Annotated in this window: 13 protein-coding genes; 8 read left to right on the plus strand and 5 right to left on the minus strand. The window is 70.0% G+C overall.

Translation table 11 applies throughout. The features are described 5' to 3' along the window. Positions 1–203: 203 nt before the first annotated feature. A complete protein-coding gene (locus ACZ6ZP_RS34415) occupies positions 204–1,001 on the minus strand; it encodes a class I SAM-dependent methyltransferase (protein ID WP_469409709.1) in 798 nt (265 codons plus the stop codon). Between the two features lie 187 nt (positions 1,002–1,188). Between ACZ6ZP_RS34415 and mshA the strand changes: the two genes are divergently transcribed. From mshA to ACZ6ZP_RS34435, 4 genes are all read left to right on the plus strand, one after another. Beyond that, positions 1,189–2,535: a D-inositol-3-phosphate glycosyltransferase gene (mshA, locus tag ACZ6ZP_RS34420; RefSeq protein WP_351168465.1), complete on the plus strand. Its 1,347-nt coding sequence runs from the start codon at positions 1,189–1,191 to the stop codon at positions 2,533–2,535. Beyond that, the gene (locus tag ACZ6ZP_RS34425) at positions 2,528–3,058 is read left to right on the plus strand and encodes a type III secretion system chaperone family protein (protein ID WP_351168467.1); all 531 of its coding nucleotides are present in this window, start codon (positions 2,528–2,530) and stop codon (positions 3,056–3,058) included. The genes mshA and ACZ6ZP_RS34425 overlap by 8 nt, the downstream gene beginning before the upstream one ends. 127 nt (positions 3,059–3,185) lie before the next feature. After that, positions 3,186–4,850 (plus strand): glycoside hydrolase family 55 protein, encoded by a 1,665-nt coding sequence (locus ACZ6ZP_RS34430; RefSeq protein WP_469409713.1) that lies wholly within the window; start codon positions 3,186–3,188, stop codon positions 4,848–4,850. Between the two features lie 147 nt (positions 4,851–4,997). After that, positions 4,998–5,213, plus strand: a complete 216-nt coding sequence (locus ACZ6ZP_RS34435) for a hypothetical protein (RefSeq protein ID WP_351168470.1) — start codon at positions 4,998–5,000, stop codon at positions 5,211–5,213. A 90-nt stretch (positions 5,214–5,303) separates the two neighbouring features. Here ACZ6ZP_RS34435 and ACZ6ZP_RS34440 read toward each other — a convergent pair whose 3' ends face one another. Further along, positions 5,304–6,065: a phosphoglyceromutase gene (locus tag ACZ6ZP_RS34440; RefSeq protein ID WP_351168472.1), complete on the minus strand. Its 762-nt coding sequence runs from the start codon at positions 6,063–6,065 to the stop codon at positions 5,304–5,306. A 199-nt stretch (positions 6,066–6,264) separates the two neighbouring features. Between ACZ6ZP_RS34440 and ACZ6ZP_RS34445 the strand changes: the two genes are divergently transcribed. Continuing rightward, positions 6,265–7,566 (plus strand): MDR family MFS transporter, encoded by a 1,302-nt coding sequence (locus ACZ6ZP_RS34445; RefSeq protein ID WP_469409716.1) that lies wholly within the window; start codon positions 6,265–6,267, stop codon positions 7,564–7,566. 57 nt (positions 7,567–7,623) lie between these two features. Here the strand turns inward: ACZ6ZP_RS34445 and ACZ6ZP_RS34450 are convergent, their stop codons facing one another. Continuing rightward, the gene (locus ACZ6ZP_RS34450; RefSeq protein WP_469409718.1) at positions 7,624–9,615 is read right to left on the minus strand and encodes an Ig-like domain repeat protein; all 1,992 of its coding nucleotides are present in this window, start codon (positions 9,613–9,615) and stop codon (positions 7,624–7,626) included. Between the two features lie 250 nt (positions 9,616–9,865). Here ACZ6ZP_RS34450 and ACZ6ZP_RS34455 point away from each other — a divergent pair, with 250 nt between their 5' ends. Beyond that, a complete protein-coding gene (locus ACZ6ZP_RS34455) occupies positions 9,866–10,024 on the plus strand; it encodes a hypothetical protein (RefSeq protein ID WP_351168478.1) in 159 nt (52 codons plus the stop codon). A gap of 191 nt (positions 10,025–10,215) precedes the next feature. Here ACZ6ZP_RS34455 and phoU read toward each other — a convergent pair whose 3' ends face one another. Further along, positions 10,216–10,896 carry a phosphate signaling complex protein PhoU gene (gene phoU / locus ACZ6ZP_RS34460; RefSeq protein ID WP_160510362.1) on the minus strand — a complete coding sequence of 227 codons (681 nt, stop codon included), beginning with the start codon at positions 10,894–10,896 and terminating at the stop codon, positions 10,216–10,218. Positions 10,897–11,179: 283 nt separating this feature from the next. Between phoU and phoR the strand changes: the two genes are divergently transcribed. Further along, positions 11,180–12,439, plus strand: coding sequence for a two-component system sensor histidine kinase PhoR (gene phoR, locus ACZ6ZP_RS34465; RefSeq protein ID WP_351168480.1), 1,260 nt, complete (start codon positions 11,180–11,182; stop codon positions 12,437–12,439). Beyond that, positions 12,436–13,116 carry a two-component system response regulator PhoP gene (gene phoP, locus ACZ6ZP_RS34470; protein WP_030362171.1) on the plus strand — a complete coding sequence of 227 codons (681 nt, stop codon included), beginning with the start codon at positions 12,436–12,438 and terminating at the stop codon, positions 13,114–13,116. The genes phoR and phoP overlap by 4 nt, the downstream gene beginning before the upstream one ends. A gap of 72 nt (positions 13,117–13,188) precedes the next feature. On the opposite strand, the gene ACZ6ZP_RS34475 is transcribed toward phoP, so the two are convergent. Then, a complete protein-coding gene (locus ACZ6ZP_RS34475; protein ID WP_361467206.1) occupies positions 13,189–13,914 on the minus strand; it encodes a copper chaperone PCu(A)C domain-containing protein in 726 nt (241 codons plus the stop codon). Positions 13,915–14,362 lie beyond the last annotated feature (448 nt).

Genomic DNA, 14,362 nt, shown 5'->3' on the forward strand with positions numbered 1-14,362 from the left:
CTTGCCGGTCACGTCCGCCTCCCCCAAAGCTGATTTACCGTCAGTAACTTACGGTTGCCCCGGGGATGGTGCCATGCCGACGCGCAATGCGACAGAGCGCGGCGACGACTCCGATCCCCACCCGCCCCATGTGACGAACGGCATGCGGAGATCGTTCCCCGCAGGTCGGGGGCCCTGCGCGACGGCGGTGCGGGGCGGGGGAGTCACGCCTGACGCGGTGCCAACGCTCCCCATCGCACCGTCAATTCACCCTGCCGCCACCGCACGGACCGGTCCGCGACAGGCCAGTCCGCGGCCAGGTCACGCACCGTCCTGATCCACCGCTGCCGGGCGCCGTACGAGGCGTAGGGCGCCGCGGCGGCCCAGGCCCGGTCGAAGTCGCGCAGGAACGCGTGCACCGGCTCGCCCGGCACGTTCCGGTGGATCAGCGCCTTGGGCAGCCGCTCGGCGAGGTCGGACGGCCGGTCGAGGGAGCCGAGGCGGGTCGCGAAGGTCACGGTGCGCGGCCCCTCGGGGCCGAGCGCGACCCAGACGTGCCGCCGCCCGATCTCGTCGCACGTCCCCTCCATCAGCAGCCCGCCGGGCGCGAGCCGCCCGCACAGCTGTTCCCACACGGCGGCGACCTGTTCCTCGTCGTACTGCCGGAGCACGTTCGCGGCCCGGATCAGCGTGGGCCTGCCCGGCAGCGGGACCTCGAAGCCGCCGTGCCGGAAGGAGAGCCCCTCCCGCTCGTACGGCTTCGCGGCAGCGACCCGCGCCGGATCGATCTCGACGCCGACCACGCGCGCGTGCGGGGCGGCGGCCCTGAGCCGGACGAGCAGCTCGACGGCCGTCCAGGGGGCCGCTCCGTAGCCGAGGTCGACGGCGACGGGGTCCGCCGAGCGCCGCAGCTCGGCGCCGTGTGTGGCGGCGATCCAGCGGTCCATGCGGCGCAGGCGGTTGGGGTTGGTGGTCCCGCGCGTCACCGTTCCCACGGGGCGGGAAGGGGTGCGGGAGGCCATGGAGGAAAGGGTATGCGCCCTGGCGGCAGGGGTGCTCGCCGCGTCTCGCGAGGTCATTGGTTGAGCCGGAACCGGTAATGATTTGGCAAAGAGGAAATGGAGTCGTCCCTTCCGATGTTCACCCTCTGGAGGACCGTGCACGCCCTCCCTTAAGCCATGCCCGCGCGCGCACAAGGAGGACTGCCACGTGAGCCAGTACGTGTCCAGGCTCAGTCGTCGCTCGACAGCGGCGCCCAGCAGACTCCGCATCCCCGGCACCCACCGGCGCCCGCGCCGGGTGGCCATGCTCAGCGTGCACACGTCCCCGCTGCACCAGCCCGGCACGGGCGACGCGGGCGGCATGAACGTCTACATCGTGGAGCTGGCCAAGCGCCTCGCGGCGATCAACATCGAGGTCGAGATCTTCACGCGCTCGACGACCGGCGCACTGCCGCCCGCCGTCGAGCTCGCCCCGGGCGTCCTGGTGCGCCACGTGGACGCGGGGCCGTACGAAGGCCTGGCGAAGGAGGAGCTGCCCGCCCAGCTCTGCGCCTTCACGCACGGCGTGATGCAGGCATGGGCCGGCCACCGCCCCGGCTACTACGACCTGGTCCACTCGCACTACTGGCTCAGCGGCCATGTCGGCTGGCTGGCCGCCGAGCGCTGGGGCGTGCCCCTCGTGCACGCCATGCACACCATGGCGAAGGTCAAGAACGCGGCGCTGGCGGCGGGCGACACCCCGGAGCCCGCGGCGCGCGTGATCGGCGAGACGCAGATCGTGCGGGCGGCCGACCGGCTGATCGCCAACACCTCCGAAGAGGCCGACGAGCTCGTACGGCACTACGAAGCGGACGCGGGCAAGGTCGCCGTGGTCCACCCCGGCGTGAACCTCGACCGCTTCCGCCCCGCCGACGGCCGCGCTGAGGCCCGCCGCCGCCTCGGCCTTCCGCAGGACGCGCTCGTCCCGCTCTTCGCGGGCCGCATCCAGCCCCTGAAAGCACCGGACGTCCTGCTGCGCGCGGTCGCGGTCCTCCTGGACCAGCGCCCCGAGCTGCGCTCGAACATCGTCGTACCCGTGGTGGGCGGCCCCAGCGGCAGCGGGCTCGCGAAGCCGGAGGGGCTCCAGAAGCTGGCCGCCAGGCTGGGCATCGCGGACGTGGTCCGCTTCCAGCCGCCGGTGGGCCAGGAGCAGCTCGCGGACTGGTTCAGGGCGGCCTCGGTCCTGGTGATGCCCTCGTACAGCGAGTCCTTCGGCCTGGTGGCCATCGAAGCTCAGGCGGCGGGCACCCCGGTCCTCGCCGCGTCGGTGGGCGGCCTGCCGGTCGCCGTACGCGACGGGGTGACGGGCTTCCTGATCGACGGCCACGAACCGGCCCACTACGCGCGCGTGCTGCGCGATTTCGCCGAGAACCCGCACCTGGCGGACCGCATGGGCGAGGCCGCCGCACAGCACGCGCAATCCTTCGGCTGGGACACGGCCGCGTCCGCCACGGCGGACGTGTACACGGCAGCGGTGCACGAGCACAGGCGTCGCGTACGCTCGCATCATGGCTGATGAGGCGGCGAAGGCGGCGGTGAAGGATGCGGCGGCGAAGGACGCGGCGGCGGTCATCGAGGGGACGCTGACAGAGGCGGACCTGGAGTGGGAGAACCCGGAGCCGGGCTCGTACGTGGTGACGCTCCCCGGCACGCGGAAACTCTCGACGACCCTCTCCGTGAAGCTCGGCAAGCACGCCCTGTCCCTGACGGCGTTCGTGATCCGCCACCCCGACGAGAACCACGACGCGGTCCACCGCTGGCTCCTGGAGCGGAACCTGCGCCTGTACGGCGTGAGTTACGCGATCGACTCCCTCGGCGACATCTACCTCACCGGCAAGCTCCCGCTCTCGGCGGTCACTCCGGACGAGCTCGACCGCCTGCTCGGCTCGGTCCTGGAGAACGCGGACGGCTCCTTCAACACGCTCCTGGAGCTGGGTTTCGCGTCGGCGATCCGCAAGGAGTACGCGTGGCGGGTGTCGCGCGGGGAGTCCACGCGGAACCTGGACGCGTTCACTCACCTGACTCAGCCGCAGGGCTGAACTCGCCTCCGCCAGAGGACTTTCAAGAGGACCCGTAGGACATCTTCCCCGTACGGGGGCCCCGTGGCATGCTCGCGCCCATCGCAGACATGAATGGCGTTCACATCCATGGAAGGTGGCGGCGGGCATGGGCAGGGAACACCCCACGCGGCGGGGCGTACTGGGCGGCGCGATAGCGGTGGCGGCGGTCGCGGTGAGCGGCGGGACGGCACAGGCATACACGGGCAGGGGCGAAACCCCCGCCCTCTGGCGGGAGTTCAGGGCGACCCCGTACACGCACCCCCAGATCCCCTATGTAGCCCGCGCGGGCGCCCGCTCCGGCATCCGCCGCCTCCCCCGCCGCAAGGTGGTCGCGAACGCAAGGGACTACGGAGCGAGGCCGGACGGCACGACGGACGCGGCCCCCGCGATCAACCGCGCGCTGGCGGAAGCGGGCGCGCGGGGCGGCGGCACGGTCGTCGTCCCGCCCGGCGACTACCGCGTCGACGACATCATCCGCATAGCCCACGACAACGTGGTGCTTCGTGGGGCGGGCAGCGCTCGCACCACCCTCCACGCGACGAAGAACCTCACGGAACTGATCGGCCCCTACGGCTCCCGCTACGGCGGCGACAAGTCGAGCTGGTCCTGGGCCGGCGGCCTCATCTGGCTCTGCCCGCAGCGGCGTTGGGAGTCGCTGACGACGGCCATCAAGGCGAAGGCGTGGCCTTTCGAGGGCTGGACGGGCAACAAGAGGGACGAGTGGGAAACCCTCACGACGGCCGCCCCCGCCAGACGCGGCGACCGCACCCTGAGGGTCACGGACACCTCCCGCCTCCACCCGGGCGACCTGGTGCTCCTGCGGCTGGCGGACGACGCGGACCACACGCTCCTGGAGCACATGGCGGGCGGGGGATCGGGCCCGGAGGCGTACACCTGGGACGACAAGACGAAGCTCACGTCGTACGTCCCCTACGAGTGGCCGGTGAGGGTCACTTCCGTACGGAAGAACACGGTCACCCTGGAACGCCCGCTCCCCTTGGACGTACGGGAGGAATGGGACCCGCGCCTGACGACGCACGTAAGAGCACTGATGGGCGCGGGAGTCGAAGGCCTGACCCTGCAAGCAGTGGAAACCCCTCAATCCCCCCACCTCCTGGACAAGGGCTACAACGGGGTCACGTTCCAGTGCGCGTACGACTGCTGGGCGGACGACATCGTGGTCCGGCACGTGGACAACGGCTTCGGCCTGGTGGGCGCTTCGGCCTGCACGCTGCGCCGCACGCGCGTGGAGGGCAGGGGCGCGCACCACCCGTACTTCTGCCGGGAGGGCTCGCACGACAACCTGACCGAGGACTTCCACATTGCGCAGCGGACGACCCCGGCCCCGCCGGGCACCCAACTCCACGGCATCAACGTAGAGGGCCTGTCCTCCTACAACGTCTGGTCCCGGGGCGAGATGGAGATGGGCACGTTCGACAGCCACCGAGGCATGCCCTTCGCGAACGTCCGCACGGACATCACGGTCGACAACAACGGCCGCCACGGCGGAGACGCCAGCGCGGGCCCCCTCTTCGGCGCCCGCTTCACCCACTGGAACATCCGCGTCACCAACGGCCGCGCGGGCCTGATGAAGATCGACGCCCTGGCCCCGTACAGCGCGACGGTAGGCATCAACGAGGTCCGGGAGTTCGACCAGACCGACGTACCGGACTTCTCCGGAGACCTGCACTCCCGGATCGAGCTCTACGGGACGACGGACAGGGTGCGGCCACGGAATCTGTACGAGGCGCAGAGGGAGCTGTCGCTGTAGCCGTGGTCCCACCAAGTCGGCCGATTCGGCCCCAGACGGGTGCTTTGCCGCCAAACCCGTCCAACTGAGTGCACCCCTCAGACAGTTCGAGCTACACAGGAGGACTGAGGAACTGGGCCGTTCTTGCTTGATGGGGGGACTCGCCAAGTGGTGCTGACGATCGATCTCGCGGTTCTGCTGGCTGTCGTCATCTTCTTGCTGTGGCGCAGACGCGTGAAGCCCAGGACCCGGCTCGACACGGGCCTGACCATGACCGTCGTGCTGGTCTTCGGGGTACTGATCGCCCCGACCGCCTTCGGGCACGGAATCATGGACGCCGTGAGCGAGGTCGCACAGGGCATCTCGGACGTGGGCCAACCGTGACCGCCCCCGGGCGGCAGCCCCCACCCGGCACAAAGCCCCCCACCCGCGAGAGATCGCGGGCAGGGGGCTCAGGTCACTTCTGGCGTCGGGCTACTTCTTCTTGCCCTGGTTCTTGACCGCCTCGATCGCCGCCTTCGCCGCGTCCGGGTCGAGGTACGTGCCGCCGCGCTTCAGCGGCTTGAAGTCCGCGTCCAGTTCGTACGCCAGCGGGATGCCCGTCGGGATGTTCAGGCCCGCGATGTCCTCGTCCGAGATGCCGTCCAGGTGCTTGACCAGGGCGCGCAGCGAGTTGCCGTGGGCCGCGACCAGGACCGTCTTGCCCGTCAGGAGGTCCGGGACGATGCCGTCGAACCAGTACGGGAGCATGCGGACGACGACGTCCTTGAGGCACTCCGTCTGAGGGCGCAGCTCCGGCGGGAGCGTCGCGTAGCGGGGGTCCTCGAACTGCGAGTACTCCGCGTCGCGGTCCAGCGCCGGCGGCGGGGTGTCGTACGAGCGGCGCCAGAGCATGAACTGCTCCTCGCCGAACTCGGCGAGCGTCTGCGCCTTGTCCTTGCCCTGCAGGGCTCCGTAGTGGCGCTCGTTCAGGCGCCAGCTGCGGTGGACCGGGATCCAGAGGCGGTCGGCGGACTCCAGGGAGAGCTGCGCGGTGCGGATCGCGCGCTTCTGGAGCGACGTGTGGACCACGTCGGGAAGCAGGCCGGCGTCCTTGAGCAGCTCGCCGCCGCGCGTCGCCTCCTTCTCGCCCTTCGCGGTGAGGTTCACGTCCACCCAGCCGGTGAACAGGTTCTTCTCGTTCCACTCGCTCTCGCCGTGGCGGAGGAGGATCAGCTTGTACGGTGCGTCGGCCATGCCCCTGAGCGTAATCGAACCCCCGGGTGCCCCGCGCGTCCGCCCGGACCCCGGACAGTGCGGGCGTGAGACGGGCGACAGTTGACGGGTTCTGCTAATCCGCTGGCTCTTCCGGACCGCCGAGTCGTAATGTTCGCTCGTCGCTAGCGACGCTTACATTGAGCGCTCTGTACGTACGACTGATCCGTGGGGGACCCCGATGCCACTCGCCGCCCTGAGACGCGCCGCCAAGGACTCCGTCTCCGGTCTTCCCCGCGCGTTCTGGTGGCTGTGGATCAGCACCCTCGTCAACCGTCTCGGTGCCTTCGTCGCCACCTTCATGGCGCTCTACCTGACACTCGACCGCGGCTACTCCGCCACGTACGCCGGTCTCGTCGCCGCCCTGCACGGCCTCGGCGGTGTCGTCTCCTCGCTGGGCGCCGGTGTCATGACCGACCGGCTCGGGCGGCGGCCCACCCTCCTCATCGCCCAGACCTCCACCGCCCTGTCCGTGGCGCTGCTCGGCTTCATGAAGGACCCGCTGGCCATCGCGGCCGTCGCGTTCCTCGTCGGCATGGCGAGCAACGCCTCGCGGCCCGCCGTCCAGGCGATGATGGCCGACATCGTCCGCCCCGAGGACCGGGTGCGGGCCTTCTCGCTCAACTACTGGGCCATCAACCTCGGCTTCGCCATCTCCTCCACCGGCGCCGGTTTCATCGCCGAGTTCAGCTACCTCGCCGGGTTCCTCATCGAAGCCGTGATGACGCTGGTCTGCGCGATCGTCGTCTTCGTGAAGCTGCCGGAATCGCGGCCCGTGCGCACCGCCCAGGAGAAGGCCGCCGAGCCTGACGTCGGCCTCGGGGCCGTCCTGCGCGACGGGCGTTTCATGGGCGTCGTGGGTCTTTCCTTCCTCGTCGCGCTGATCTTCCAGCAGGGCTCCGTGGGGCTGCCCGTCGCCATGGGAGAGGCCGGGTTCACGCCCGCCGACTACGGGATGGCCATCGCCGTCAACGGCGTGCTGATCGTAGCCCTGCAGATCCCGGTCACGCGCTTCATCGAACACCGCGACCCGCAGCGCCTGTTGGTCGTCTCCGCGCTGCTCGCGGGCTACGGCTTCGGGCTCACCGCGTTCGCCGGGTCCATCGGCGTCTTCGCCCTGACCGTGTGCGTCTGGACGCTGGCCGAGATCGTGAACGCCCCGACGCAGACCGGCCTCGTCGTACGGCTCTCACCGCTGCACGGCAGGGGCCGCTACCAGGGCATGTACACGCTGTCCTGGGCCGTCGCCGCGCTCGTCGCCCCGCTGATGTCCGGCTTCGTCATCGACCGCTTCGGAGCCGAGTGGCTCTGGGGCACCTGCGCGGTCATCGGGACGGTCGCCGCCCTCGGCTACTGGTCGCTGATGAGGGGGCTCCCGGCGGAGGGGGACGGGGACGGGGGCGGGACGGTGGGAGTGGTGCCCACACCCACCGTCCCCGCCCCCGACGCGGTCGCCGACCGCGTCCCCGGTGTCACCGGGTGAAGCTGAGGTGCTTCACCAGGTAAAGCTGAGGTGCTTCACCTGGTGAAGTCGAGTGCTTCACCGGGTGAAGTTGAGGTACTTCCAGGACCCGTGCGTCGTCGAGTTCACGTTGTCGCCCGACGAGTTGTTGATGTACGAGGCGCGCATCCGCGCCCGGATGCCCGACTCGCCGGGAGCCTCCAGGCGCACGGCGGACTTGCCGTTCGTACCGAGCTTGAAGTACTCGGAAGCGCCCGCGGAGCGCCACCTGCCGTCCACGCGCACCTCCAGCTGGAAGCGGTGCTTGCGGCCCTGGTAGTACGTCATCGACGTCGTGAGGACCGGATCGGTGTTCTTGTGGAAGTAGTGGTACGTCGTGGAGCCGATCTTGCCCGTCTTGTAGTGCTTGGAGACGGACGTGGAGACCTTCACCTTGGCGCCCACCGTGGACGTGGCCTTCTTGGACGTGTACCGGGCATCGCCCGCGAAGACCGCGGTGACGTCCGTGTCGCGCTTCATGTCGACGGTGGCCGACAGGTCGCCGCGGGAGTTGACGACGCCCTTCTTGATCAGCTTGTTGGGCTTGTCGGCGCCGTAGGGGTTGGCCCAGATCTCGACGGTGCGGTTCTTGTACGTGGTGCCGAGGTGCGCGGTGAAGGAGACGTCGGCGCCGTAGCCGTAGACGTTGCCGTTCTTGTTCAGCGTCAGCTTGGTCGCGGTCCGCGCGACGTCCACCGTGTCCGAACCGGAGGTCGCGGCGTGCGTGGCGTCACCCGCGTACGCCACCTTGTACTTCACGTTCCCGCCGGCCGGCGGGACGTCGGTGAACGAGAAGGAACCGTCCGCCTTGGTCTTCGCCTTGGACAGCGCCTTGCCGTCGGGGGACTCGATGTCCGTGCGCGTGACGGTCAGTTCGGTCCCGGCGGGCAGCGGCGCCGCCGTGTCGGCGAGCTTGCCGGTGACGGTGAGGGTCTTGGCGCGGGGTGCCTTCGTGGGGGCGGTGACCGTGAGCTTCGGCAGCGACTTGCCCGGCTCGGTCAGGACCCGCAGCGAGAAGACGCCCTCGCTGTTCTCGGAGACCGCGAAGAGGCGGCTGCCGTCCGGCGCCCAGGCGAGTCCGCCCTCGGCGAGCGTGTCGGCGCCGCTGCTGTTGCCGGTGTTCGGGAACTCGTACTCCCGGACCTTGGACCACTTGCCCTGCCGGTAGATGTGCACGTCGGGCGCGTACCAGGAGGAGGTGCCCGCGGCCACGGTGCCGTCCGGGGCGATGTCCACGGCCGCGCCGTAGTCCCCGGAGTCGTAACGGCCCACCGGCGACAGGTCCTTGGTGGAGTACACCGGGTGGTAGTACGGGGCGCCGCTCGCCGTGACGATCTGGGTCCCGTCGGGGGAGACCGCGATGTCGTCGAAGAAGCTGCCCTCCACCGACTTGGAGACCTTCAGCTCCGGCTTCGGCCCCGACACGTCGTACACGGTCAGGGTGTCGTTGCTGGTCGCCTTCTCACCGGCGACGAGGATGCCGGAATCGGGATCGGAGCCGAGTTCGGGCGCCGCGTAGAAACTCGCGTCACCGTCCTGGCCGAGCGCGACGACGGGCTCGGTGCCGGAGAGGTCGAGCGAGCCGATGCCGCCCCCGGCGTCCGGGCCGTAGCCGAACCACAGCTTGCCGCTCGCCAGCGCCAGGGTGCGCGGCTTCTCGGCGCCGTCGAGCGCGTAGCTCGCGCTCTGCGTGTACGAGGACGTCTCCACGGAGACGATCCGGTTGAGCCCCGCCACGGCCGCGTACACCTGGCCGGAGTCGGGCGAGAGCGCGAGGCCCTCGACGTCAGGGAGCCCGTCCAGGGTGGCCTTGACGGCGCCCGTGTAGTCCGTGACGACGATCTTGCCGCCCCTGGGGTCGGAGACGTAGACGCGCTGGTGCTCCCCGTCCACGAGCACGTCACCCGCCGACTTCACGTTCAGGAGCTTCGACGAGTCCGCCGCGGCCTGGCCGGACGTGACCGCGACCAGAGCCGCGGAGCTGAAGAGGACCGCGAGCGCTGTCGCGGTCGAGATGGTGCGCGTACGCACGGTATGTGACCCCCCACATAGAAAGAACCCAGGTCAGAGGCCTGGGCCTTGATCCCCCGTTGCAGCGCCCTCACAGTAGGGCATTCCTGTGAAGGTTGTGGAGAGAGTTTCGCGAGTGACTTCGCGAGTGACTTCGCGGGCGCGAGCCGGATGCGATGGGCCCGCCGAACGCGCGTGTGCGCCGTTGGTGCGCCCCTTCCCGGTGGGCATGGAACGGGCATCAGGCAGTACGCCTTCGAGGAGGAGACCCATGGCTGAGTCCCCCATCACCGAACCCGTCCCCGAGCAGTCGGCCGACACACCCGGCCTGCCCGCACTCGTGCTCCTTGGCGCCTGCGGCTGCGGTTCGGGCTGCGGCTGCGGCTGTCAGTCGGGCGGACCGTGCCAGTGCGGCGGCTGCTGCGGCTGAGGCACCCGGAGCGAGCGATCCGGACCACTGGACCAGCGGACCGGACCACGCAAAAGGGTGCGCCCCGCACCATCCATCGATGCGGGGCACACCCTTTGCGCGTACGTCTGACGCGTACGTCTGACGCGTACGTCTGACGCGTACGTCTGACGCATACGTCTTGCGCGTACGTCGCCGACGCGAGGGCCTGTTCAGGCGCCTTCCACGGGCGTCCCCGTCTGCTGCATCTCGTCCGCGTGCTCGCCGGTGACCAGGTAGACGACCCTCTTCGCCACCGAGACCGCGTGGTCGGCGAAGCGCTCGTAGTAGCGGCCGAGCAGCGTCACGTCCACGGCCGTCTCGATGCCGTGCTTCCAGCGGTCGTCCATCAGGTGCTGGAAGAGCGTGCGGTGCAGCAGGTCCATCTCGTCGTCGTCCTGCTCCAGCTGGAGCGCCAGATCGACGTCCTTGGTGATGATGACCTCCGCCGCCTTGGCCATCAGCCGCTGCGCCAGCTGCCCCATCTCCAGGATCGTCGCGTGCAGATCCTGCGGAACGGCCGACGCGGGGAAGCGCAGGCGCGTCAGCTTGCCGACGTGCTGGGCGAGGTCGCCCGAGCGCTCCAGGTCGGCGCTCATCCGCAGCGAGGTGACGACGATGCGCAGGTCGGTGGCGACCGGCTGCTGCCGTGCGAGGAGGGCTATCGCGCGCGCCTCCAGTTCGTGCTGCAGATCGTCGACCTTCTGGTCGGCGGCGATCACGCTCTCGGCCATCTTCAGGTCGGCGTCGAGCATGGCCGTCGTGGCGCGCCCGATCGCGGACCCGACGAGGCGGGCCATCTCGACCAGGCCTTCGCCGATCGAGTCAAGTTCCTCGTGGTACGCGTCCCGCATGTGGATGTCCCTCTCTAGTACGTCCCGGGGGGTGACCCCCACGCTCCCACGGTGCGGGTCCGACGCGTCCGTTTCCGGCATCCCGAATGAACCGTCCCTGTCACCGAGGTGAACTGTGGGCGACGCGTAGCGCGCCCCCCGGAGCCGCTCCGGCCAGGACCGGAGTAACCCGTTCGGCCGAAGTGAACCACCACCGTCCCCTCGGTGAACTCTGGGCGACGAGTGTTCGAGCCGGTACCCGGATGGCTGGGGCGGATGCTCATCCGGCGCATAACCTGGGGGCATGGACGTGAACGCGGCGGTCGCCGCAGCGGCAGCGATCGCCGGGGTGTGTACCGGTGTCATCGCCATGCTGGCGTTCCGCTGGAGCGAGCGCGACCTGAAACGCCCCACCCGGACCTCCCTGCACACAGACCCCGTACTGCCGCCGGGTGTCGACACGGTGCTCTCCGTGCTCCGCTCGTCCGCCGTCGTCCTCGACGAGGCGGACAGCGTGGTGAAGGCCAGCTCGGCGGCGTACGCCCTCGGCCTGGTCCGCGGCGGCAAGCTCGCCGTGGAGCCCATGCTCCAGATGACGCGCGACACCCGCCGCGACGGCGAGATACGCCAGGTCGAGCTGGACCTGCCGCGCCGCGGCACCGGCCGCGGCGAGGCCCTCGCCGTCTCCGCCCGCGTGGCGCCCCTCGGCTCCCGCCTGGTCCTGCTCCTCGTGGAGGACCTCACCGAGGCCCGCCGCATCGAGGCCGTACGACGCGACTTCGTCGCGAACGTGAGCCATGAGCTCAAGACCCCGGTAGGGGCACTCTCCCTTCTCTCCGAGGCCGTCATGGACGCCTCGGACGACCCCGAGGCCGTCGAACGCTTCGCGGGCCGCATGCAGATCGAGGCGACGCGCCTGACCAACCTCGTCCAGGAGCTCATCGACCTCTCCCGGGTCCAGAACGACGACCCCTTGGAGGACGCCGAACCCGTCCGTGTCGATGAACTGGTGGCGGAGGCGATCGACCGCAGCCGTCACCAGGCCTCGCACAAGCAGATCACCATGGCCGCGGGCGGCACCGCCGACCTGCAGATATGGGGCAACCGCGGCCAGCTCGCGGCGGCGCTCGGCAACCTCGTCGAGAACGCCGTGAACTACTCGCCCGCACGGACCAGGGTGGGCGTCGCCGCCCGCCGGGTCACCGCACCGGGCGGGGACCTCATCGAGGTGGCCGTCACCGACCAGGGGATCGGCATCTCCGACAAGGACAAGGAGCGCATCTTCGAGCGCTTCTACCGAGTGGACCCGGCCCGCTCCCGGGCCACCGGCGGCACCGGCCTCGGCCTCGCCATCGTCAAACATGTGGCCGCCTCGCACGGCGGGGAGGTCACCGTGTGGAGCTCCGAGGGACAGGGCTCCACCTTCACCCTGCGGCTGCCCGAAGCAGCCGCGGCCCGCGACCGCGGATCCGGTCACGGCGGGAACGGCAGCGAAGCCGACACCGCACGGCCCGGCGAGACCACTGCGTACGAACCCATTCCTGCCCCGGAGGTCCTTCCGTGACCCGAGTGCTCGTCGTCGAGGACGAGGAATCCTTCAGCGACGCCCTGTCCTACATGCTCCGCAAAGAGGGCTTCGAGGTCGCCATCGCGGCCACCGGACCCGACGGACTCGACGAGTTCGAGCGCAACGGCGCCGACCTCGTCCTGCTCGACCTGATGCTGCCCGGCCTGCCCGGCACGGAGGTCTGCCGCCAGCTGCGCAGCCGTTCCAACGTCCCGGTGATCATGGTCACCGCCAAGGACAGCGAGATCGACAAGGTGGTCGGCCTCGAAATAGGAGCCGACGACTACGTGACGAAGCCCTTCTCGTCGCGCGAGCTCGTGGCCCGCATCCGCGCGGTCCTGCGCCGCCGCGGCGAGCCCGAGGAGGTCGCACCGCAGGCCCTGGAGGCGGGCCCGGTCCGCATGGACGTGGACCGCCACGTGGTCACCGTCTCCGGCTCCAAGGTCGACCTGCCCCTCAAGGAGTTCGACCTCCTGGAGATGCTCCTGCGCAACGCGGGCCGCGTCCTGACCCGCATGCAGCTCATCGACCGCGTCTGGGGCGCGGACTACGTGGGCGACACCAAGACCCTCGACGTCCACGTCAAGCGCCTACGCGCCAAGATCGAGCCGGACCCCGGGGCTCCGCGCTACTTGGTGACGGTGCGAGGCCTGGGCTACAAGTTCGAGCCGTAGCCGGGCCCTCGGTAGACGCGTGAAGGGGCGGGAACCCGGTGCCGGGTTCCCGCCCCTTCGTACGTGCGTCGATCAGTGCTCGGCGGCGTCGCCCGCACCGTGCGACTGGGCGCCGTCACCGGCCGGCGTGGAGGCCGCCCCGGACGGCTCGGTGTTCGCGCCTTCGGCGGGCGTGCCCGAGGGGTTCGTGGAGGCCTCGCCCGACGGGTCGGTCGAGGCGCCGCCGGACGGCTTCGTCGACGGCTTCGAGCCCGGAGCCTCGGGAACCTCGGTCGGGCCCCACTTCTTGAAGTAGCTCTCGGCCGGTACGACGAAGGTCTTCATCTTCACGTCGCCGGTCTCGCTGAAGGCGAAGACGACCGGCTGCGCGTTGCCGTCCTTGACGGCCTCGCGGCTGCTGGGCAGGACGGCGGTGGCGTTGTCCTTGCCGCCGATGACGACGGAGCCGCCGGCGGGGATCGTCAGCGGGCCGCCGCGCTTGGAGGCCTTGTCGTCCTTGCCCGGCTTGATCTCGGCCTTCTTGCCGGTACCGGTGACCGTGATCGCGTCCAGGGTCTGGTCGGTGCTGCCGTTGTTGAAGATCGTGGCGGCGATCACCGCGGGACCCGTCGACTTCAGGTCGGGCTGGGTGATCACCATGGCGTTCTGGATCTTGATGTCGCCGACGGCGGTCGCGGCGTTGTCCGGCTTGATCTCGTGCGTCTGAGCGTTGTTACCGGCGCCGCACGCGGCGAGCGACGCGAGCGAGAACGCGATGGCGGTGGCGGCGATGGCGCCACGTCGAAGGCTGCGGCTCACGGCGGCGGCAACTCCTTGAACGAGAGCGGTACGGGAGGGCGGACGGCCGTAAAGCCGTCCTAAGTGTGTGTCAGCGGGCTCAGGTTACCGAGCCGTTCCCGTGCCGCCGCACCCGACCCGCCCCTAGGACCCGCGAGCCTCTCCCGCACCCTTCCTGTCCACCCCTCATGTCCCGCCACACACGCCCCTGCCGTCACCTGCGCGCCATTGACCTCTCGTTCACCATTCACATAAGGACCGTCAAGAGTCATCACGGCCCGTCTTGCGGATTTCCCGTAAGGAATGCATGGCGGTGCGGGGAAGTCCGGGGAATTGATCATCGGGGGCACTTGATCAATTCCGGATTCACGCCGAACGGCGGCTAGCACGTCTCTCCGGTCACCGAACGGAGTAGCGGAAGTTCACCGCTTGGAACCTGGCAAACCGGGACGTTCAGCCTCGTGGAGCG

Source organism: Streptomyces sp. NPDC054047 (genome assembly GCF_055585065.1).